This window comes from Flavobacterium algoriphilum (genome assembly GCF_048158655.1).
In the GTDB taxonomy this organism is placed as follows: domain Bacteria; phylum Bacteroidota; class Bacteroidia; order Flavobacteriales; family Flavobacteriaceae; genus Flavobacterium; species Flavobacterium algoriphilum.
Window position 1 is genome coordinate 13,870 of record NZ_JBLNKY010000006.1, and the last position, 20,944, is coordinate 34,813.

General features: G+C 34.4%; 17 protein-coding genes. 8 read left to right on the forward strand and 9 right to left on the reverse strand.

The window, feature by feature from the left end; translation table 11 throughout:
* Positions 1 to 10 precede the first annotated feature (10 nt).
* From ACM55G_RS11055 to ACM55G_RS11065, 3 genes are all read right to left on the reverse strand, one after another.
* Positions 11 to 604, reverse strand: coding sequence for a LemA family protein (locus ACM55G_RS11055; protein WP_416843991.1), 594 nt, complete (start codon positions 602 to 604; stop codon positions 11 to 13).
* Positions 605 to 665: 61 nt separating this feature from the next.
* Positions 666 to 998, reverse strand: coding sequence for a MerR family transcriptional regulator (locus tag ACM55G_RS11060; RefSeq protein WP_416843992.1), 333 nt, complete (start codon positions 996 to 998; stop codon positions 666 to 668).
* A 73-nt stretch (positions 999 to 1,071) separates the two neighbouring features.
* Positions 1,072 to 2,049 (reverse strand): M23 family metallopeptidase, encoded by a 978-nt coding sequence (locus tag ACM55G_RS11065; RefSeq protein WP_416843993.1) that lies wholly within the window; start codon positions 2,047 to 2,049, stop codon positions 1,072 to 1,074.
* A gap of 316 nt (positions 2,050 to 2,365) precedes the next feature.
* Between ACM55G_RS11065 and alaS the strand changes: the two genes are divergently transcribed.
* From alaS to ACM55G_RS11085, 4 genes are all read left to right on the forward strand, one after another.
* Entirely contained in the window at positions 2,366 to 5,002 is a 2,637-nt protein-coding gene (alaS, locus tag ACM55G_RS11070; protein ID WP_416843994.1) for an alanine--tRNA ligase, read from the forward strand.
* 247 nt (positions 5,003 to 5,249) lie between these two features.
* On the forward strand, positions 5,250 to 6,017 hold the full coding sequence (locus ACM55G_RS11075; protein WP_416843995.1) for a hypothetical protein: 768 nt from the start codon (positions 5,250 to 5,252) through the stop codon (positions 6,015 to 6,017).
* Between the two features lie 156 nt (positions 6,018 to 6,173).
* A complete protein-coding gene (locus ACM55G_RS11080; protein WP_416843996.1) occupies positions 6,174 to 7,130 on the forward strand; it encodes a GSCFA domain-containing protein in 957 nt (318 codons plus the stop codon).
* Between the two features lie 2 nt (positions 7,131 to 7,132).
* Entirely contained in the window at positions 7,133 to 7,753 is a 621-nt protein-coding gene (locus tag ACM55G_RS11085; RefSeq protein ID WP_416843997.1) for a DUF4230 domain-containing protein, read from the forward strand.
* A gap of 112 nt (positions 7,754 to 7,865) precedes the next feature.
* On the opposite strand, the gene ACM55G_RS11090 is transcribed toward ACM55G_RS11085, so the two are convergent.
* From ACM55G_RS11090 to ACM55G_RS11115, 6 genes are all read right to left on the reverse strand, one after another.
* Positions 7,866 to 9,623 carry an aromatic amino acid hydroxylase gene (locus ACM55G_RS11090; RefSeq protein WP_416843998.1) on the reverse strand — a complete coding sequence of 586 codons (1,758 nt, stop codon included), beginning with the start codon at positions 9,621 to 9,623 and terminating at the stop codon, positions 7,866 to 7,868.
* Between the two features lie 302 nt (positions 9,624 to 9,925).
* Positions 9,926 to 11,059, reverse strand: a complete 1,134-nt coding sequence (locus ACM55G_RS11095) for an esterase-like activity of phytase family protein (RefSeq protein WP_416843999.1) — start codon at positions 11,057 to 11,059, stop codon at positions 9,926 to 9,928.
* Positions 11,060 to 11,167: 108 nt separating this feature from the next.
* Complete coding sequence (locus tag ACM55G_RS11100) at positions 11,168 to 11,554, reverse strand: group III truncated hemoglobin (RefSeq protein WP_416844000.1); 387 nt, start codon at positions 11,552 to 11,554, stop codon at positions 11,168 to 11,170.
* Positions 11,555 to 11,658: 104 nt separating this feature from the next.
* The gene (locus ACM55G_RS11105; protein ID WP_416844001.1) at positions 11,659 to 12,195 is read right to left on the reverse strand and encodes a DUF4136 domain-containing protein; all 537 of its coding nucleotides are present in this window, start codon (positions 12,193 to 12,195) and stop codon (positions 11,659 to 11,661) included.
* Between the two features lie 49 nt (positions 12,196 to 12,244).
* Positions 12,245 to 14,227, reverse strand: coding sequence for a urocanate hydratase (locus ACM55G_RS11110; protein ID WP_416844002.1), 1,983 nt, complete (start codon positions 14,225 to 14,227; stop codon positions 12,245 to 12,247).
* Positions 14,228 to 14,440: 213 nt separating this feature from the next.
* Positions 14,441 to 14,617, reverse strand: coding sequence for a DUF5522 domain-containing protein (locus ACM55G_RS11115; protein ID WP_416844003.1), 177 nt, complete (start codon positions 14,615 to 14,617; stop codon positions 14,441 to 14,443).
* Between the two features lie 122 nt (positions 14,618 to 14,739).
* Between ACM55G_RS11115 and ACM55G_RS11120 the strand changes: the two genes are divergently transcribed.
* The 4 genes from ACM55G_RS11120 to ACM55G_RS11135 all read left to right on the forward strand — a co-directional run bounded on the left by ACM55G_RS11120 (position 14,740) and on the right by ACM55G_RS11135 (position 20,874).
* Positions 14,740 to 15,060 carry a hypothetical protein gene (locus ACM55G_RS11120; RefSeq protein WP_416844004.1) on the forward strand — a complete coding sequence of 107 codons (321 nt, stop codon included), beginning with the start codon at positions 14,740 to 14,742 and terminating at the stop codon, positions 15,058 to 15,060.
* Positions 15,061 to 15,563: 503 nt separating this feature from the next.
* Positions 15,564 to 17,126 (forward strand): ice-binding family protein, encoded by a 1,563-nt coding sequence (locus tag ACM55G_RS11125; RefSeq protein WP_416844005.1) that lies wholly within the window; start codon positions 15,564 to 15,566, stop codon positions 17,124 to 17,126.
* A gap of 169 nt (positions 17,127 to 17,295) precedes the next feature.
* Positions 17,296 to 18,888, forward strand: coding sequence for an ice-binding family protein (locus ACM55G_RS11130; RefSeq protein ID WP_416844006.1), 1,593 nt, complete (start codon positions 17,296 to 17,298; stop codon positions 18,886 to 18,888).
* A 186-nt stretch (positions 18,889 to 19,074) separates the two neighbouring features.
* Positions 19,075 to 20,874, forward strand: a complete 1,800-nt coding sequence (locus ACM55G_RS11135) for a T9SS type A sorting domain-containing protein (RefSeq protein ID WP_416844007.1) — start codon at positions 19,075 to 19,077, stop codon at positions 20,872 to 20,874.
* The last annotated feature ends 70 nt before the right edge of the window (positions 20,875 to 20,944 follow it).

The following is a 20,944-nucleotide window of genomic DNA, read 5'->3' on the forward strand; positions in this document are numbered from 1 at the left end:
GTTTTTTAGATTAGAATTTTACTTCAACGGGTTTGTCTGCACCTTCAACAGCATTAAAATATGCTTTTTCTTTGAAACCGAACATTCCTGCAAATAAGCTATTTGGGAACGTTTTAATATGAGAATTATAAGGCTTAACTGCTTCATTGAAGCGGGTTCTTGCGGTAAGAATTTGATTTTCCGTACTGGCCAATTCATCTTGTAATTTCAAGAAATTTTGGTTGGCTTTCAAATTAGGATATGCTTCAACGGTTACTAATAATCTTGACAAAGAGCTGCTCACGCCACTTTGTGCTTTGTTGAATTCAGCTAATTGTTCTGGAGTAATATTTGCTGGATCAATCTTTACGGAAGTCGCTTTTGCTCTAGCTTCGATAACAGCAGTTAAAGTTGACTTTTCAAAATCAGCGGCTCCTTTAACCGTGTTTACTAAATTTCCAATAAGGTCATTTCTTCTTTGATAAGCCGTTTGTACATCTCCCCAAGATTGTTCTACTGTTTGATTTAAAGTTACTGCGGTATTGTTAATTCCTTTAACCCAGCTGTAAATTCCAATAATTACAACTACTGCGATAATCCAAGGTAAAAATTTTTTAAAATCCATTTTTTATTTAATTTAAAGTTTATTGTTTAATTGTTATTTTTATAAAATCTGCAATCAACAGTTATAGTTGGTTTTTAATATTTGTTAATTGCGTTCGTATTGTTTCCAGTTTTCGAATAATATCAAATTTATCCAATGTTTTCTTCTGACCTTCTTTCAAATGTGTTTTGGCGCCTTCCAGCGTAAAACCTCTTTCTTTCACTAAATGAAAAATGAGTTGTAAATTAGTAACATCTTCAGGAGTGAACATGCGGTTGCCTTTGGCATTCTTTTTCGGTTTTAGAATATCAAATTCATTATCCCAAAAACGAATCAGTGAGGCATTTACGTCAAATGCTTTGGCTACTTCGCCAATGCTGTAATACCTTTTATCTTTAGAAAGTTCAATATGCATATTGTTTTTATTTGACTTTTTAATTTTCTAATTGAACACCATTCTTTCGGACTATTGAGATGGAACATTTTTATTAATCTAATGATTGATTTTCCTGGTTAGCCAATTTTGAAATGGCAACATACTCAATTGCTGAAATATTTCCGTAATAAAAATTTAATGGATTCACGACATTCCCATCTTTGTGCACTTCATAATGCAAATGTGGTCCTTCGGATCTCCCTGTACTGCCCACATATCCTATAATATCGCCGCGTTTTACATGTTGTCCAGCCCGAACCTTATATTTACTTAAATGGCCATATAAGGTTTCATATCCATAACCATGTTTAATTACGATGTGATTTCCATAACCGGATACCGAATTATCAGCCTTGGCTATTACACCATCTCCCGTAGCATAAACGGGAGTTCCTATGTTTGCGCTAAAATCCATCCCTTTGTGCATTTTTCTCGCTTTGGTAAAAGGATCTGTTCGATATCCAAAACCAGACTCCAACCGTTTCAAATTCTCATTACTTACGGGCTGGATAGCAGGAATCGCGGATAATAATTTATTTTTAGCTTTTGCTAAGTCTAAAATAATATCCAGTGATTTCGACTGAATCGCTAATTCTTTAGTAAGCACATCAACCCTTTTTGTCGTGTTCATTACCAATTGGGAATTGTCATAACCTGCTAATTTTTTATAGCGATTAATGTCGCCAAAACCTGATTTCCGTACGGAGTCAGGAATGGCAGAGGCATTAAAATAAATTCGGTATAAATTATTATCTCTATCCTCAATATCTTCAACAACACCATCAACCTGATCCATTTTTTTATTTAAAATAGAAAAATTTAACTTCAAATTGTCAATTTCACGCGCTTGTAAACGGTCTTTTGGCGTTTCAAAATAGGGAGTGTTTAATAAAATGATAAAACATAGAAATCCGAACAAGGCCGATGCTACTAAAAATAAGGTTATAACAGCAAATTTCTTTCTTTTTCTTACTTTTATTTTTCGGTATGCTAGATTTTCGGAATCGTAATAATATTTTACTTTCGCCATGTTTTAAAATACCCTATTTTTGCACATTGTAAAATGTTAGTCGAACAAATTTAATAAATGTTTCATTTGTTCAACCCTTTTTTCAGGAATAAATATAATAATGTGCCTATTCCAGCTATTCGTTGCAAGTTCTCGTCTTGAAATATTTTTTTCTAATGCGCCAGCAGGAGCTTCCTCGGGTCGCTCTGCCATCTCATGAAAAAATAAATTTCAAAACCGCGAAGCTTTTCACTGTTATCTGGGGCAAAACAAATTAAAAGATTCAATTCTAAATAATCTTTAAATTTTTGAATCTTTAAATATTTAAATTAAAAAAATGACATCACAAGACGTACGTAAACAATTTCTAGATTTTTTCGCATCAAAAGGACACTTAATCGTTCCATCGGCACCCATAGTTCTAAAAGATGACCCAACCCTGATGTTCAACAACTCAGGAATGGCACAGTTCAAAGAATATTTCCTAGGAAATGCCACGCCAAAAAGCAATAGAATTGCCGATACACAAAAATGTCTTCGGGTTTCAGGAAAACATAATGACTTAGAAGATGTAGGTTTTGATACGTACCATCATACCATGTTTGAAATGCTGGGGAACTGGTCTTTTGGAGATTATTTTAAAAAAGAAGCGATTAACTGGGCTTGGGAACTTTTGACAGAAGTCTATAAAATCCCAAAAGAAAATTTATACGTTTCCGTATTTGAAGGAAATCCAGAAGAAAACGTACCATTCGATCAGGAAGCTTGGGATATTTGGAAGGGATTAATTGATGAAGACCGAATCATTCTTGGAAACAAGAAAGACAATTTCTGGGAAATGGGCGACCAAGGACCTTGTGGACCTTGTTCCGAAATTCATGTTGATTTACGTTCAGAAGAAGAAAAAGCATTAGTTTCCGGAAAAAGTTTAGTTAACAATGACCATCCACAAGTAGTGGAAATCTGGAACAACGTATTTATGGAGTTCAATCGTAAAGCCGATGGTTCTTTAGAAAAACTTCCCGCTCAACACGTTGATACCGGAATGGGATTTGAGCGTTTGTGTATGGCATTGCAAGGAAAAACTTCTAACTATGATACTGATGTTTTTACGCCACTTATTGAAAAAGTAGAACAAATTACAGGTTTAAAATACACTTCAAACGAAGTTTTAAATATCAGCGAAGAGCAAAACAAAACCAATATCGCTATTCGTGTGGTGGTAGATCACGTTCGTGCAGTGGCTTTTGCTATTGCAGACGGACAATTGCCATCAAACACAGGTGCTGGTTATGTAATTCGCAGAATTTTACGCCGTGCCATTCGTTACGGATTTACCTTCCTGAATATCAAAGAGCCGTTTATCAACCAATTGGTAGCAGTTTTGGCAAATCAAATGGGGGAATTTTTTCCGGAAATCAAATCGCAACAACAATTGGTCACTAATGTGATTCGTGAAGAAGAAGCATCGTTCTTAAGAACGTTAGACCAAGGATTGCAATTGCTGGAAAATGTAGTTACAGAAACTAAAACGGCAACGGTTTCAGGTACTAAAGCTTTTGAATTATATGATACTTTTGGATTTCCAATTGACTTAACAGCATTGATTCTAAGAGAAAAAGGATTTGAATTGGATGAAGCAGGATTTAACACTGCCATGCAAGCCCAAAAAGCGCGTTCGCGCGCAGCATCAGAAGTTTCTACCGAAGATTGGTCGGTGTTGATTCCTGGAAATGTAGAAACATTTGTGGGTTACGATCAATCAGAAAGTGACGTGAAAATCACTCGGATCCGTAAAATTGACAGTAAAAAAGACGGGATTTTATACCAAATCGTTTTAAATAACACGCCATTTTATCCTGAAGGTGGAGGGCAAGTTGGTGACAAGGGAACTTTGGTTTCTGCAAATGAAACCATCGAAATCATCGATACTAAAAAAGAAAATAACCTGATTTTGCATTTTGCCAAAAAATTACCGGAAAATGTAAACGCTAGTTTTACAGCTAAAGTAAACCAGGATTTGAGAAATTTGTCTTCTAGAAATCACTCTGCTACACATTTAATGCACCAAGCGTTGCGAAGTATTCTTGGAACACACGTGGAGCAAAAAGGATCTTTGGTAAATCCAACTTATTTGCGTTTTGACTTCTCTCATTTTGCTAAAATGACGGAAACCGAATTGCAGCAAGTGGAGGATTTTGTAAATGCAAGAATCCAAGAGCAATTACCACTTATCGAAAGAAGAAACATTCCTTTTGCACAAGCAGTTCAAGAAGGAGCGATGGCGTTGTTTGGAGAAAAATATGGGGATGAAGTTCGTGCCATAAAATTTGGCGAAAGCATGGAATTATGCGGTGGAATTCATGTGAAAAACACTGCGGAAATCTGGCATTTCAAAATCGTTTCTGAGGGAGCGGTTGCTGCAGGAATTCGTCGTGTCGAAGCCATTACAAGTGATGCCGTTAAAGCACATTTCGCATCGTATGAAAATACATTAAATGAAGTAAAAATAGCGTTGAAAAATCCTCAGGATATTTTGAAAGCCGTTCATTCTATGCAAGAAGAAAATACCAAATTGGCCAAACAAATTGAGGCTTTGGTAAAAGACAAAGTTAAAAATTTGAAAGCGGGTTTAACAGCAGAAATACAGGAAATAAACGGCATACAATTCTTAGCGAAACAGGTGGATTTAAATCCGGAAGGAGCAAAAGATTTGGCTTATGAATTGGGAAATTTAGGGAATAACCTATTTCTTGTTTTGGCTACAGCCGACGAAGAAAAACCAATGTTAACCTGTTATATTTCTAAAGAATTAGTTGCCGATAAAAACCTAAATGCAGGACAGGTAGTCCGTGAATTGGGTAAATTTATCCAAGGTGGCGGTGGTGGACAACCGTTTTTTGCTACAGCAGGAGGAAAGAATATAGCAGGAATTCAAAACGCCTTAGAAAAAGCAGTTGAGTTTGTAAAGTAAAATAATAATAATTTTTATACTAGAAAGAAACCCTTTTAGAGCATAAGTTCTATAAGGGTTTATTTTTTGCCCAGTCTGCTATATTACAGGGTCTTTATATCCTACTTTGGCTCAATTAAAAATAGTAGTTTAACCGAAATATTGGGATTGTAGCGATGAATATTGTCTCTTTTATTTTATTTTTTTAGGTTTGATCTATATAAAACCAAAAGGTTAGACAAAAGTGAATACGGGTTATTTATAAATTATGAAAAAAACAAAATATGTGTATTGTATCTTATCAGTTTTTTTATTGACAATTTATTCGTGTTCAAATGATAAAGATGAGAGCATAAAATTATTAAAAAAGATAGTTGCTACTTCAGCAGATGGTACCTCTTCAACAACTTTGTTTACTTATAATGGGAATGAAATCGTCAGTACTGATGGCGATGAGAAACATGTTGATTTTTCTTATACTGATGGTTTGATTTCTAAAATAGCAACGGTAGATAAAAAAAATCAACTTCTCGAAACCATTGAATATAAATATGTCGCCGGCAAATTGGTACATGCAAAGTCTACAAATAATTATACAATAAATTACATTCATAATTCAGATGATTCTGTTTCTTATGAAAAACTAGCCATTAATTCCGGGAATCAGGAAGTGAAAATCTATCATGGAATTTTGTATTTTCAAAACGAAAATTTCATCAAAGACGAAAGAATATTAGGTGACACAGCAGGAGTTACTTCTAGCTACAGTATAAGTTTTGATTATGATTCTAAACATAATCCATTGTATAATGTATTGGGATACAAAAAACTATTGGATTATAATGAAGCAATCTCTTTGAATAATAGCCCAATAAGTATAGTGATTATAAGTACTGCCAAAGATGACCAAATAATATCATCAGCTAAATTTTATAAAAGTTCTTTTACATACGATGTAGAGAACTACCCAACCGAAAAGATTTCAGAGAATGCTATTTCTACTACTGGTTACTTGAAAACACAATATTTCTATTAATAAAAATCATAAGTTTGCAAAAACTGGTTGCAACCCTTTCAGAGTTTTAAAACTCTAAAAGGGTCGTTTAATTTTAACTATACATGATGAATGAAAAAAGAGTTAAATAGTATTTAATTCGCTAAAAATTATTCAAATTTGTAGTAAATTATAAAGATGCAATTTAGAACCCAAATACCCATTCCTAAAAGCAATCAACCTTTAGATTATAATTCTAAGGTGGTGTCTTTAGGTTCCTGTTTTGCTGAAAACATAGGTGAAAAATTCAATTATTTTAAATTCGGAAACACCATAAATCCTTTCGGAATAATTTTCAATCCGGTTTCTATTGAAAAAATCATTTATAAAGCCATAAATCCCAAATTATTCACTGAAGAAGATCTTTTTTTCTATAACGAACGTTGGCATTGTTATGATGTGCATTCAGATTTGAGTAATGCTGATTCACGCGAATTAATAAATAATTTGAATGCGATTGTCAAATTAATGAATCAACAAATAACTAAATCAACACATATTATTATCACTTACGGAACTTCCTGGGTGTATCGAAATATAGAACGTGATTCTATAGTTGCAAATTGTCATAAAGTACCACAAAAGGAATTTAAAAAAGAATTAATCTCTGTTTATGAGTGCAAAGAAAGTATCGCAAATACTATCAAATCAATTCATTCGATAAATCCAAGTTGCACTATTATTTTTACAGTTTCTCCAGTGCGTCATATCAAAGACGGTTTTATCGAAAACCAATGGAGTAAAGCTAATTTGATTTCGGCAATTCATAGGGTTCTTAATGCAGAATATTATAAACTGCAAACGGAATACTTTCCAAGCTACGAAATCATGATGGATGAACTTCGTGATTATCGGTTTTATGCGGAAGATATGTTGCATCCCAATCAAGTGGCAATCGATTATATTTGGAAACGCTTCAAAGAAACATCAATTTCAGAAAATGCTTATTCTACAATGGATGCCGTTGAAAGTATTCAAAAAAGTCTTTTGCATAAGTCTTTTAATCCTGATTCTGAAAGTCATTTGAAGTTTGAGTCCAAACTCAGAGAAAAAATCACTAAATTGGAAAATCAATATTCATTTATGAAATTTTAATTATGCTTAGAAGAATACTTATTGGAATAGGAGTTATTGGCGGAATATTTTTATTGTTCAAATTTTGCGATTTTAAGAAAAAAGATGATGAAGACATCAGTTACAACACAAATCTAATTCAGCAACAAATTATAAACGTAGGGAAACTTGTGGTTACCGAAGGACACTTCTCAGAGGTGATAACTTATAAAAATCAACAGAAATATTTGTTGGACATGCTTTCTTTTGAGAAAAAAGCCCTTGTTGTTGTCAATGCCGATGTGACTGTTGCTTATGATTTGCATAAAATGAAATACGATATTGATGAAAAAAATAAAACCATCACGATTGTAAGTATTCCAAAAGAAGAAATAAAAATAAGCCCTGATATTCAATTTTATGATGTAGAACAAAGTAAACTGAATCCATTTACGGGAGATGATTACAACAAAATCAACAAATCGGTTAAAGCGAATTTAACTAAGAAAATAGAAAAATCGTCCCTTAAAACGAATGCTCAAAATCGCTTAATTAGTGAATTGTCAAAAATACTGATTCTCACTAATACCATGGGTTGGAAATTGCAGTATGAGGGAAAAGTAATTGAAAGCGAGAAAGATTTTGGTCAGCAAATTAAATTATAAACAAGAATTGCACTAATTTTTACAAATTAATTCGTGGAAATTAGTGCAATTACTTCGTCTGTTCGCTTCGCTCGGGTCGTGTTTAACCCTTTTTATGTTTTCGGAGAAAAAACTAAGCTTTCTCTTTATCAAAAATCAAATCCAATCCGCCAGCAATTAAGTGCGCTACTTTGGGTCTTTTTTCTTTTAATTTTTCAAGATAAGCGATAACTTCCTGTAACAGTTGAGGTTCGTTTCTGTCTTTCAAAAGTTCCGTGATTTCAATGGCTAGCAGCCAGTCATTTGAGTGATTCATTTTTAGTTTTTCAAAAACTGGTATTAAAGAAGCGTCCATATCTTTGGATTGTCGAATCATTCGAATCGTTTGATACAAAACCTCTAAATCATCACGTTCCACGGTATGTTTTGCCTTGATGGTTTTACTTGTTGGTACGTGCGAAATCAAATCAAAACTATTCACATCAGCAGGACCGGAAAAAGCCGAAATCACTTTTTTTCCTATCGCCATATCATAATTACCCCATTCCGGTTGAAACAAAATAGTTTCTTTGTGCGTTACGGTACAGTTTCTTAAACTGATTAAAATAATTTCGCCATGCAGATTTCTGGAACCAGTTATAATTTCTCCTTTTACGATAATATCTCCTTCAAACTCCAATGTTACATTATGATTCTCAGTTATGGAATAAGCGCTTAAATCTCTTGGACTCATATCTTCAATAGCGAGATTTATACCTTTTAGTTTTCCAATGGGACTTCCAAAACCTTTCGGATGTTTGATTGTTCCATGACCAACTAATTCTTTTTCTCTATACGATAGGGCTGTTTTTCCTGTAGTTTGGATATAAACGGGTTTTCCTTCTTCTTCAATAATAGTAGTGAAAATTCCCGAAATCTGTATTCCGGTACTTAGTTCTATAGTTCCTAATGCATTGGAATGAATCAATTTATTAATTCCTGATAGTCCACCGGTTCGCAATGCCATTTTATTAGCAAACTCCTCCAAAACCAAGCTTAGGTATCCAAAATTCGGAGTGACGTAGAGTTGCGGCTGTAGTTTTGTAATGTCAAAACTTTGGTTGGCTGCTGATATATCGTAAGGGATCTTCTTTACATTATCCGTCATGCACCATGCGCTTTCACCAATAGACGAAAGCAATCCTGCACCATAAATTTTTGGGTTTTCTAAAGTTCCAATCAAACCGTATTCCACGGTCCACCAATGCAGGTTTCTAATTTGGGCCATTTCGGATAATTCTCCCATACTATTTTGTAAATTCTCCACCGCTTTTTCGGCAGCATCAATATCGGCTTGAGGAGTATCTTCCGCCTCTTTCAAGATAGAAAGTAGTCGAATGGCTTCATACATTTGGTAATCCTTATCTGAAGAAATCGCTTTACAGCCTATTTCTCCAAAACGCCGCAGGTATTCCGCATATTCTGGATTGGCAATAATAGGTGCATGACCGGCACCTTCGTGAATAATATCTGGTGCTGGCGTGTATTCTATATGTTCCAGCTGACGAATATCAGAAGCGATAACCAGTACATTATAGGCTTGGAATTCCATAAACGCATTTGGTGGAATAAATCCGTCTACCGCCACTGCTGCCCAACCTATTTCGGTCAGAATCCGATTCATGCCGTACATGCTTGGAATGTGGTCAATTTCAATGCCTGTTTTTTTCAGCCCTTCGAGATACGAACTATGCGCTACTTTCGAAAGGTAATTCACATTTTTGCGCATTACATATCTCCAAACAGCTTGACTTATAGGTGTGTAGTCGCTGTAGTCTTGAGGCTTAATAAATTGCTTTAAGTGCTTTGGCAATCGGTCCAATAATGGATTACTTTCAATAGTTGCGTTCATTTCGAAATCGTTGTAGTTACAGTGCAAAAGTACAAATTTCAAAAGCTATTTCCGTCTTTTCATTGCAAGTTTTTGCAACCCCGTTTGTTTTTCTAATGTTCACAAAAGAGCGAATAAATAAGGGTGTTCCTATTTTTGCCCTTTCCTTTGTAGAGGGTTGGGGGGGAGGAGTCACTTTGCAACAAGAACCAAAACGGCTTTCTCAAAAAGCTTTTCATTGTAAACGAAGTTCACTGAAAATAAAAGTTTAATGAAGTGATCCGGGCTAGGGATTTGGAGATTGATAACATTTTTTGTGTTTATTACTTCACCAATTCAAACACCAACACCTGCGTTTTTTGCATCTCAGAAAAATTATTATCAGAAATAAAAATAATAGATTGGTGACCATTTGCCAATTTTGGTCCAAAAGTTAGTCCTTCGATATTATCAATAAAAATACCTAAATCATCCATGTTCAGCATCAGTTTTTTGGAAGCCAATTCAAAATGTTGATTCTTTAACGAACCGTAGTTTTTAACATTAGTTGCCTTTTTCAAGTCACACAAAAATACTTTTATAGTGCAGGCTTGCGTACCGGTAGAATAAGAGCGTTCCACTACCAACAACTGGTTTTTACCATAATATTGAATTGCCGAAACGCCATTCACAGCAAAAGCACCTTTTGGATTCGTTTCCAGTGCAATAGGCTCTAATTTGTATGCGTATTGAGCCGTATTCTTTTTTGTTTTAGCATTAAATTGATACAATCGAATCAAGCCTCCTTTGCTGGTATTAGCTTGGTCGCCGTCTTCAAATAAAGGTTCCTCAATGTTGGTGTAAATGTTTTTGTATTTTATGTCAAAAGTAATTCCTTCTAAAGTCCCATTATTTCTTGGGCCTTTTTCCTCTTTTTGCATTGCTAAATTTGCTGGTAATTTGGCTTTAAATTTGAAATTACCTTTCAAATCCATAAAGTTTAGGGACGGATTTTGTAAAATTAATTTAGCTGCGGTAACTACACGAGCGCCTTCACTAGTCCAAACTAAGGAGTTAGTTTTTGGATTGTATCGCAGATCTTCTGGATCACATGCCGTAGTAGGACTGGTATTCCAGTTTCCATAACTTTTTGCAAATTCGTCTTTTAAAGTGGTAACGCTTTGAAAATGGATGTTTTCTAATTTATTTTCGACCAAACGAATTTTTGCAGTGTAAAATCTGGAATCGTTAAAAACCGACCTGTCGTCGCATATGAGGTAATACAAATCTTGTTTCGCATCATAATCGATTCCGGATAAACCACCAATTTTAGTAGCTTGAAAAGTTTGATTAAAAGGAATTTCTAACGAACCGATAAATTTTAAACTGGGAGTGGGTTTGTTTTCAGCAGTTTGTTTTAAATTGGAACAAGAAATAAGAAGAGATTGTAAAACTATGAGAATTAAAAATTTGCGCATATTTATCTAGTATAGTAATCCTTTGGTTTTTTAGTAAATTATTTTGTTTCAAAGATACTCGTAATTCAAAAAAAATAATTGGTCAGTCTTTGATAATTAGTTAAGGATTTAGTTCTTTTTGGTATTCCTGAAATACTCAATTTTATAATTAAACATCTCAGCCATATTCATAGCACGAAGTTTAGCTTCTTCGGCTAATGGGCCTAAAAATAAACTATCGGTAGTTTCAATGAAAATTTCCATCCAGCGATCAAAGTGTTCTTTGGTAATGGGTAATTGTTTGTGTGGGGGAAATGGGCTGCCGGAATAGGTGTGTTCTTCGAGTAAAATTGTTTGCCAGAAACGATACATTTTTTCTAAATGTTCCGGCCAGTTGTTGCTTATTTTTTCGTTGAATATTGGTCCAATAAATTCATCTTTTTTGACTAAAGAGTAAAAGGTATCAACAAGTAATTTGATGTCTTCGAGACTGGTAATATCCGTAAGTTGTTGCATGATTTGGTATAAAAAAAGCCTATACAAAGATAGGCCATTTATAACAAATAATAGTTTAAAAGGTTCTCGCTACTTTAAATTTATATCACGAGCTGAAAAAAATATTACTTTTTAACAGGTGGAAATTGCTCTAAAATTTTAGCAACAAATTCATTAATTTGTTTTTCTTTTTGACTGCGGTTTTCAGTCAAATAACCAACACCTTCGCCTTGCCAGACTAATTCTTTTTTCTTGGCATCAATTAAATCTATATACAATGTTCCTTCGGTTGATGAGGAAACATAAGTACTTCGGCCTCCCCATAAATAAGGATTCCAACCCCATCCCCAACCATAACCCCATCCGGCGTTGTATTGGTTTACGTCAATTTTTTCTCTTTCTTTGGTTAGTATATTAATCAGCAAATCTGGATTTTCACTTTTAGTCATTCCTTTTTTACTTAGTTCTCTGTCTATGGCATTAAGTACTCTTTTCTTATCCAATTCTGAAATTTCAACTCGATCAATTCCTTTTTTATGAAAAGCATACGTTTTGTATTGACTAAAATCTATATTGTTATCATAATCTGAATATACTCTTACGGAACTGCAAGAGGCAATTGCGAAAAGTATAAATACGGTAAGGAGTTTAATTGCTTTCATGATGTGATTATTTGATTACTATATGTTTACTAAAGATACGCTCAAATTTTTAAAAATCCAATAAATTGTCGGCCACTATATTAGGGACGGTCACTTTTAATAAAGGTTGTGCTTCCATCGCTCTTTTTATGGCAAATATTGCTCCGTCATTTCTAGCCCAGCTTCTTCTGGATATTCCATTGTTAACATCCCAGAAAAGCATTGATTCTAAACGCCTTGAAGCCTCTTTTGAACCATCAAGAACCATACCAAATCCACCGTTAATTACCTCTCCCCAGCCAACTCCTCCGCCATTGTGAACGGAGACCCAAGTGGCACCACGAAAGCTGTCTCCAATGACGTTTTGTATCGCCATATCGGCAGTAAAACGGGAGCCGTCATAAATATTAGCCGTTTCTCTGTACGGAGAATCAGTACCTGAAACGTCATGATGATCCCTGCCTAAAATTATAATTCCTATATCGCCCTTGGCAATAGCCTGATTAAAAGCTTCAGCAATTTTTACACGTCCCTCGGCATCAGCATAAAGGATTCGGGCTTGTGAACCTACGACCAATTTATTTTCTTGTGCGCCTTTTATCCACTGAATATTATCCTGCATTTGTTGCTGAATTTCTTCAGGAGCAGTTTTTGCCATTGCTTCCAGAACTTGACAGGCTATTAAATCTGTTTTGGCTAAATCTTCCGGTTTTCCCGAGGCACAAACCCATCGGAAAGGACCAAAGCCGTAATCAAAACACATAGGACCCATAATATCCTGAACGTAACTCGGATATCTGAAATCGATATGATTCTTCGCCATTACATCAGCGCCTGCACGGGAAGCTTCCAGTAAAAAGGCATTTCCGTAATCAAAAAAATAGGTTCCTTTGGCAGTGTGTTTATTGATAGCAGTAGTGTGCCTGCGTAATGTTTCTTGTACTTTTATTTTGAATAAATCAGGATTAGTAGCCATCATTACATTCGCTTGCTCAAAAGAAATGTCAGCAGGATAATAGCCACCCGCCCAAGGATTATGTAAGGAAGTTTGATCAGATCCTAAATCGATATGAATATTTTCAGTGTCAAATTTTTCCCAAACATCTACTACATTTCCAAGATATCCTATAGAAATGATTTCTTTATTGGCTTGAGCCAAAACGACTCTTTTTACTAATTCATCGATATTTTCAACCACTTCATTAATCCAGCCCTGACTGTGGCGAATGTGGGTGATCTTGGGGTTTACTTCGGCACAAACGGTAATGCAACCGGCAATGTTTCCCGCTTTTGGTTGTGCACCGCTCATTCCTCCTAATCCTGAGGTCACGAATAAGCCGCCCTTTGGACTGCGTTTTATTTTACGAAAACCATTCAAAACGGTAATGGTTGTTCCGTGAACAATTCCTTGTGGTCCAATGTACATATAGCTTCCAGCCGTCATTTGGCCGTATTGTGAAACGCCCAATGCATTCATTTTTTCCCAGTCATCCGGCTTGGAATAATTAGGAATCACCATTCCGTTTGTTACCACCACTCTTGGCGCTTCTTTATGTGAAGGGAACAATCCCATAGGATGGCCGGAATACATAGTCAATGTTTGTTGATCGGTCATTTCCGATAAGTACTGCATGGTCAATAGATACTGTGCCCAGTTTTGAAAAACGGCTCCATTTCCGCCATAAGTAATCAACTCATGCGGATGTTGTGCTACGGCATAATCCAAATTATTTTGAATCATCAACATGATCGCTTTTGCCTGTTCACATTTTCCGGGATATTCAGCTATAGGTCGCGCATAGATTTTATAATCGGGGCGAAAGCGGTACATGTATATGCGACCGTATTTTTCCATTTCTTCCGAAAATTCTTTGATTAATTCAGCATGATGCTGCGGTTCAAAATAACGAAGAGCATTGCGGAATGCCAGTTTTTTTTCTTCTGTCGAAAGGATTACTTTACGCTTTGGAGCGTGATTGATATCCGTTTCGTATGGTTTTATTTTTGGTAAAACCGAAGGGATTCCCTGTTGAATTTGTTCTTGGAAAGTCATTTCTAATGATATTCGTTAATTTATTTTTTTATTCAGTAAAGAAGATTGGCTTCTTGTGAAAAAATGAAAGAACTAAGGATAACGAATATCCGACGTGTGGTAGGATTTATGAATTTTGATTCTGTATTTCTGTAAACAAATATCCATTTATTTTTTGTTGATGTTTTTGAAAACTGCGCTCTCTTGGTTTATGATATCTGTAATCGATATTGATTACTTTTTATTTGCACCTGTTTTTTTATCATAACCATACGGGCAATGACGACAACCACTTTTGCAACAATAGCCACGTTTTAAATGGTATTTTTCAGTGAAACATTTGTAGCCTTCCGGTGTGTAATAGAAATCTTCCCCTTCTATTAATTTATTTTCATTACTTTGCTCAATCATACTTTTGATTATTCTATAGTATAAGTCTTTCGATTGCTTTAATTGACAAAAGAACTCAATCGATTGAGTTTTTCATTTAATAGTGGCAATTTGTCATTACAAATTTATAAATTTTATAGTGAATGTTTCTAATTGTTGCTAAATATTTAATTCCAAAAGGTTATCGTGGATTGGCGGTATTTCCTTTTGTATTTGTAAAATACCGCATTGATATAGAAAACAAGGTTTTTATTAATCATGAAAAAATACACTTGCGCCAACAATTAGAACTTCTGGTAATTCCTTTTTTTATTTGGTATTTTATAGAATATCTTTTTCGTTTGATTCAATATAAGAAAGCTGATTTAGCCTATAGAAATATTAGTTTTGAAAGAGAAGCTTACGCTAATGAAAAAGATTTAAAGTATTTGAAAAACAGACCTTTTTTTAAAGTTTTTAGATAAAAAATAATATTGATTTTTTTAGTCTGTTTTTGTCAATCAAAAATATTTTATTCATAATATTTTTAATAATCTCTACTTCAATAAATTATCGTTTATTAAACACTTTTTTTATCGTTCAATTGCGTTTAATCAAGTAAAACATTCTTATTTCCCTCAATTTTTAAATTATAAAACAAAACTAGAATAAAAAAACATTGCTATTCATTTTTAATTTGTAAGAAAAAAACATCATATTTTTTTTAATAAATGTTATTTAGATTGTAATAAAATTTTGCTCATAAAAGCTTGTGTTTACGGGGAATTATGAGTTAAAATAATTGCTCTAAAATATAAAAAGATAGTAACGATATGTCGATAAGACGCTTTATTTTTTTTAACAGTTGTTTAGTCATTAATTTACATCACATTTGCAAATCATTGGATTTTTAATAAATTTTTTAGATTTAAAACGTATTGTTTTTCAATTAATTAAATATAGATATCAATCGAGTAATTAAAAATATATGAAAAACAGTATTGCGTTCTTATTCTTTTTATTCTTATTATTTTCGAAACCATCAAATGCACAAGTAGGAATAGGTACAACTAATCCTGAAGTTTCATCGATACTAGATATTCAATCTACTAGTAAAGGATTTCTTTTGCCACGATTGACAACAGCACAAAGAGATGCAATAAGTTCACCTGCAACAGGACTTCTTATTTATAACACTACGACTTCAATTTTCAATTTTTATAATTTGGGTTGGAAAGATTTTAATACAGGTTTAGTTTTACCAATAAATGGAGGAACTGGAATAGCCAATAGTAACACATCTACTCTTACATTACCGGGAGGATTTGCAACTACACTTACAACTACTGGATTAACAGACGTTACATTGCCTATGACAGGAACTTTGTATGGAACGCAAACAGGAAGTATAACTTCAGCACAAATACAAAATTCAGCGAGCGATGAAACAGGGAATGGAAAGTTAGTGTTTTCTGAATCTCCAATTTTTACAGGTATAACGCAAGCTCCTACCGCAGCAGTCGGTACGAATACGACACAACTAGCAACAACGGCTTTTGTATTGGCAAATACTACAAGTAATTATAAATCTGTTACTGCCGCTGGGGAGATAACAACTACTTCACTTACGGATGTTGTTGTACCAGGAATGTCAATAAGTCCCCTCACAGGAACTTATGCTGTTTCCTTTAATGGGCAATATACAATCATAGGTAGAAATAAAACTGCGCAAGCGGCCATCGATTTACAAGCGGCCTATAACCAATTGAATACTATTCCGGTTACAAGTACCCATGGAGCAGCGTTTGGAAATGGAGAGATTCTGGGACCAGGAGTATATAGTATAGATGGAGCGGGTACCGCAGGAGGAACCCTGACTTTAAATGGTGGGGGAAATCCTAACGCTCTTTTTATTATGAAATTTACTGGAGCCTTTAGCACCACAGCAAGTAGTACTGTAATCTTAACTGGTGGAGCATCTGCTGCTAATATCTTTTGGTTAGCTGATGGTGCTATGGGGCTAGGAGCTTCAACTGTTATGAAAGGAACGTTATTCAGTAAACAAGGGGCCCCTTCTTTAGGTGCCGGTTGTACACTTGATGGTAGAATGTTTACTGGTAGTGGAGCTGTAGCTATTGATAGTTCGACTATAACTAAAACAGCAGATAGTCCTTATGTCAACTGGGGAGCCTTGTCTTCTTTTGCTATGTTTACATCTTCTGGAGGTGTTGGTAATACAGGAATTTCATCAGTTACCGGAGATATAGGTACTAACTTAGGTGCTATCTCAGGTTTTGAAACTGCTGCTGTGTATGGTACTACCTTTACTCCTGGAGTTGTTAGCGCTATGGCAACTTTTAGTATTTATCAAAATGGAGTTTTAATTGCAAACTCCAGTAGAACGAGAATAAGTTCTGTAAATACTGTAGATGTATCATTGCATGCTATAGCATCTCTTATTATAGGGCAAGATGTTGATGTAAGATGGAACATTGATGCAGGAACTTTAAAGCTAGGAAGTAGAATATTGACACTGATTAGTGTAAGATAATTTTTATTATCATGTATTTATGCATGCTGTCTTTTTGTTTTTTTTTATATCAACTTATTCAATAGTATCACATTTTAAATTTCTAACGTACTTATTAAAGTACAAAACACACACACATTGTTTCCAATGTATTAATGATTTAGATCAATAGAATATATAAAATAAATAAATGAAAAATAATATCTTGTTTTTATGTTTTTTATTCCTGATAATTTCGGAAGTGTCTGTCGCACAAGTAGGTATAGGTACTGTTGCCCCTGAAGTTTCATCAGTATTAGATATTCATTCTACCGATAAAGGATTTCTTTTGCCGCGTTTGACAACAACACAAAGAGATGCCATTAGCTCACCCGCAACAGGACTTCTTATTTATAACACTACGACTTCAATTTTCAATTTTTATAATTTGGGTTGGAAAGATTTTATTACAGGTTTAGTTTTACCAATAAATGGGGGAACAGGAATAGCTAATAATAATTCGTCGACACTTGCCTTGCCGGGTGAATTTGCAACTACAATTACAACTACAGGAGTAACAAATGTAACGTTACCTACAACAGGAACAGTTTATGGAACGCAAACTGGAAGTATTACATCAGCACAATCACAGAATTCATTGATTGATGAAACAGGGACTAAAAAGATCGTTTTTTCAGATTCGCCTACCTTTACGGGGGCGGCATTAGCTCCAACTGCTGCAGTTGGTACTAATACGACACAATTAGCAACTACGGCTTTTGTACTAGCCAATTCAGATAACTTTAATTCGGTTAATGCAACTGAGGATGTAGTAACTAGTTCAAATACGGATGTTTTAATTTCAGGAATGACATTGACTCCTTCGGCAGGAACATATCTGGTTATGTTTAATGGTCAATATAGTATTAATTCTAGCTATTCTTCTAGATCTATAAATACGGATCAAGGTAGATTAGATTTAAAAGCAGCATACGAGCGGTTGGTTGCGGTTCCCACTACTAGTATTCATTTGCCCTCCCTTGGTAGTGGCGAGACTCTATTAGCTGGTGTATATTCAATAGGTGCTGCTGGATCAATAGCAGGAGTTTTAACTTTGGATGCAGGAGGAAATCCAAATGCAGTGTTTATTTTTAAAATTGGAGGCGCATTTACAACCGGAGGTGGAACAGTAGTTGCATTGACTAACGGCGCATCAGCATGTAACGTATTTTGGATTGTAGAAGGCGCAGCATCTATGGCTGCTTCAACAATAATGAAAGGAACTGTTATAGCTAATAATGGAGCCGTTTTTATGGGGGCTAATGGAACGCTTGAAGGGCGATTGTTTTCAACAACGGGTGCCATTAGTTTTGGGCCTGGAACCGCATATATTCCTTTAAACTGTTCTTATCTTGACTTAGGAACATTATCTACTTTTGTTATATTTACGACCAATGGTGCCATTAGCAACACGGGGAATTCGTATTTTACCGGAGACATCGGTACGAACTCAGGTGATGTTTCAGGTTTTCAGTTTTCAAGCGTGAATGGTACTATATTTAAACCTGGTACGACTACCATAGCAACCCCTAGCAAAGCATTAGCAACGTTTAGTGTTTATCAAAATGGAGTTTTAGTTTCTAACTCGAGCAGAACTTGCGCAAGTAGTCTGAATACGGGGTCAATTTCTTTACAGGCAATTGCTACAGTTTCTTCGGGGCAAAATATTGACATTAGATGGAAAATTGATTCAGATGTAATAATTCTGAAAAATAGAATCGTAACCATAATGAGTGTGAGATAATATTGTGTGTCAAAAACTATCGTAAATAGCTAGCTTACAGGTGTGATTTTTTTATTATCCTTAAGAGCTTTATTCTCTAACACCTTATAGTTTCTAATGAGATTATTATTATTAAAAACATACAAATTCTTATAAATTAACTTAACTAATAAGCTTGTGTACTCAAAATTACTTAAAATAATACTGTTGATTGTTTCTGAAATTTTATTTCAGAGCAATGCCAATGCCCAGATGTATATTAGTCCTAACAGTTACATATTTGTAAGTAATGAAGTTGTTTTTATAAAACAAGACTTGGAATTAAGTGCAGCTAGTAGCAATTTCTATTTGAGAAAAGATGCCCAATTGTTGCAAGGCTCTAATTCGATTGGAACAAATAAAGGAGTCGGTGAATTATCTATTTTTCAAGAAGGAAGTACGAACAATTTTCAATTCAATTATTGGTGTTCTCCTGTTGGAGGAAATACTGCTGTCACAGGGAATTCTCCTTTTGGGATTACCCAACTTAAAGACATTGTAAATTTGACTAGTAGCAATAATCCAACCATTTTAGCAATGAATAATTACGATGGTAAAGCTAGTCCATTTGCAATTGCCCCATATTGGATTTATAAAATGATAGTAACATCCAATTATTCGCGTTGGATTCAAGTAGGTTCTGCTTCTAGCATAAATGCAGGAGAAGGTTTTACGATGAAAGGAACTTCAGGGACTAATTTAACTACTGTAAATGGGGTTCAAAACAATCCGACAAGTCAACAAAGATATGATTTTAGAGGAAAACCAAATGATGGAACAATTGCTATTCCAGTGTTAATTGGGCAATATACATTAACTGGAAATCCTTATCCATCAGCAATAGATTTGTCTGCCTTTTTAATAGCGGCAACAAATTGTTCGGGAATTGCTTATTTCTGGGAGCAAGATAAAACAATAAACTCTCATTATATAGCGGATTATAAAGGGGGATATGGAACTTTTTCACCTGGTTCTTTAGGAAGTAATGGAGTTTATGTTCCTGCAACTTTTTATTCTTATGATGGTTCAGGTAATCAGTTAACGAATACAGGTAGTGGAGGGATTTATGAAAGACGTTTTAGTCCAGTTGGGCAAGGTTTTTTGATTAATGGAACTGCAAATGCTACTGTGGAAATGAAAAATAGTTATCGAGTATTTGTTAAGGAGAATGCGTCAAATTATTCTCAATTTAATAAAAATCAAGATAAAACTAAAAAGTCAGATTCTTATTTGTCCGATATTCAATCCGTTTCTGGTTTTGATTATACCAAAGTGAGTATTCTCCCAACGCCGCAAATAAGATTAAATATATTGATGAATAATGAAGGAGTTCGTCAAATGGTTTTGGCATTTATTCCTGAAGCAACGGATGGTATTGATCGTGCTTTAGATGCACTATCCACAAGCGATAGGCCTCCTGCAGATGCTTACTTTGTATTAGAGGATAACGAATATGTAATAAATGCTGTAAATTTTAATGTCAATAAAAAAATCCCTATTGGTTTTAATAATGTGGACAAAGCTAATTATAAAATTACAGTAAAAGAAATTTTGAATTTTACAGGAGCTAAAACTGTTTACTTACATGATAAAGTGGCCGATAAATATTTTGATATTAAAAATGATTTCCATGAATTGACTCTTCCAGCAGGTGTCAATAATTCACAATTTGAAATCACCTTTAAAAGTAATGTTTCTTTAGGAGTTGAAGATTTGACGAGTGAGAGTTTTGTGGTTTACCAAAACAATACTACTAAAAATCTAACAATCAATAATCCATTGTTAGTAGATCTTACTACCTGCGGTTTATATGATGTCGCCGGAAAATTAATTTTCAATAAAAAAGATTTGGGAGTAAATTCATCTTATAAATTTTCTACGTCCGGTCTTGGAGATGGAATTTATATTGTTAAGTTATCTACCAAAGACAATATTGAAGTTGGTAAAAAAATAATAATTAAAAACTAAATTTTATTTAAAATGAAAACAAAAATGCAATCTGTAAAGGTTGCATTTTTGTTATATATAAATTTTACCT

Excerpts from the sequence above, each read along its gene's own strand:
- ACM55G_RS11065 (WP_416843993.1), bottom strand. The coding sequence starts at position 2,049 with ATGGCGAAAGTAAAATATTATTACGATTCCGAAAATCTAGCATACCGA.
- ACM55G_RS11090 (WP_416843998.1), bottom strand. The coding sequence starts at position 9,623 with ATGAACGCAACTATTGAAAGTAATCCATTATTGGACCGATTGCCAAAG.
- ACM55G_RS11110 (WP_416844002.1), bottom strand. The coding sequence starts at position 14,227 with ATGACTTTCCAAGAACAAATTCAACAGGGAATCCCTTCGGTTTTACCA.
- ACM55G_RS11105 (WP_416844001.1), bottom strand. The coding sequence starts at position 12,195 with ATGAAAGCAATTAAACTCCTTACCGTATTTATACTTTTCGCAATTGCC.
- ACM55G_RS11075 (WP_416843995.1), top strand. The coding sequence starts at position 5,250 with ATGAAAAAAACAAAATATGTGTATTGTATCTTATCAGTTTTTTTATTG.
- ACM55G_RS11125 (WP_416844005.1), top strand. The coding sequence starts at position 15,564 with ATGAAAAACAGTATTGCGTTCTTATTCTTTTTATTCTTATTATTTTCG.
- alaS (WP_416843994.1), top strand. The coding sequence starts at position 2,366 with ATGACATCACAAGACGTACGTAAACAATTTCTAGATTTTTTCGCATCA.
- ACM55G_RS11055 (WP_416843991.1), bottom strand. The coding sequence starts at position 604 with ATGGATTTTAAAAAATTTTTACCTTGGATTATCGCAGTAGTTGTAATT.
- ACM55G_RS11080 (WP_416843996.1), top strand. The coding sequence starts at position 6,174 with ATGCAATTTAGAACCCAAATACCCATTCCTAAAAGCAATCAACCTTTA.
- ACM55G_RS11115 (WP_416844003.1), bottom strand. The coding sequence starts at position 14,617 with ATGATTGAGCAAAGTAATGAAAATAAATTAATAGAAGGGGAAGATTTC.
- ACM55G_RS11060 (WP_416843992.1), bottom strand. The coding sequence starts at position 998 with ATGCATATTGAACTTTCTAAAGATAAAAGGTATTACAGCATTGGCGAA.
- ACM55G_RS11085 (WP_416843997.1), top strand. The coding sequence starts at position 7,133 with ATGCTTAGAAGAATACTTATTGGAATAGGAGTTATTGGCGGAATATTT.
- ACM55G_RS11120 (WP_416844004.1), top strand. The coding sequence starts at position 14,740 with ATGTTTCTAATTGTTGCTAAATATTTAATTCCAAAAGGTTATCGTGGA.
- ACM55G_RS11100 (WP_416844000.1), bottom strand. The coding sequence starts at position 11,554 with ATGCAACAACTTACGGATATTACCAGTCTCGAAGACATCAAATTACTT.
- ACM55G_RS11130 (WP_416844006.1), top strand. The coding sequence starts at position 17,296 with ATGAAAAATAATATCTTGTTTTTATGTTTTTTATTCCTGATAATTTCG.
- ACM55G_RS11095 (WP_416843999.1), bottom strand. The coding sequence starts at position 11,059 with ATGCGCAAATTTTTAATTCTCATAGTTTTACAATCTCTTCTTATTTCT.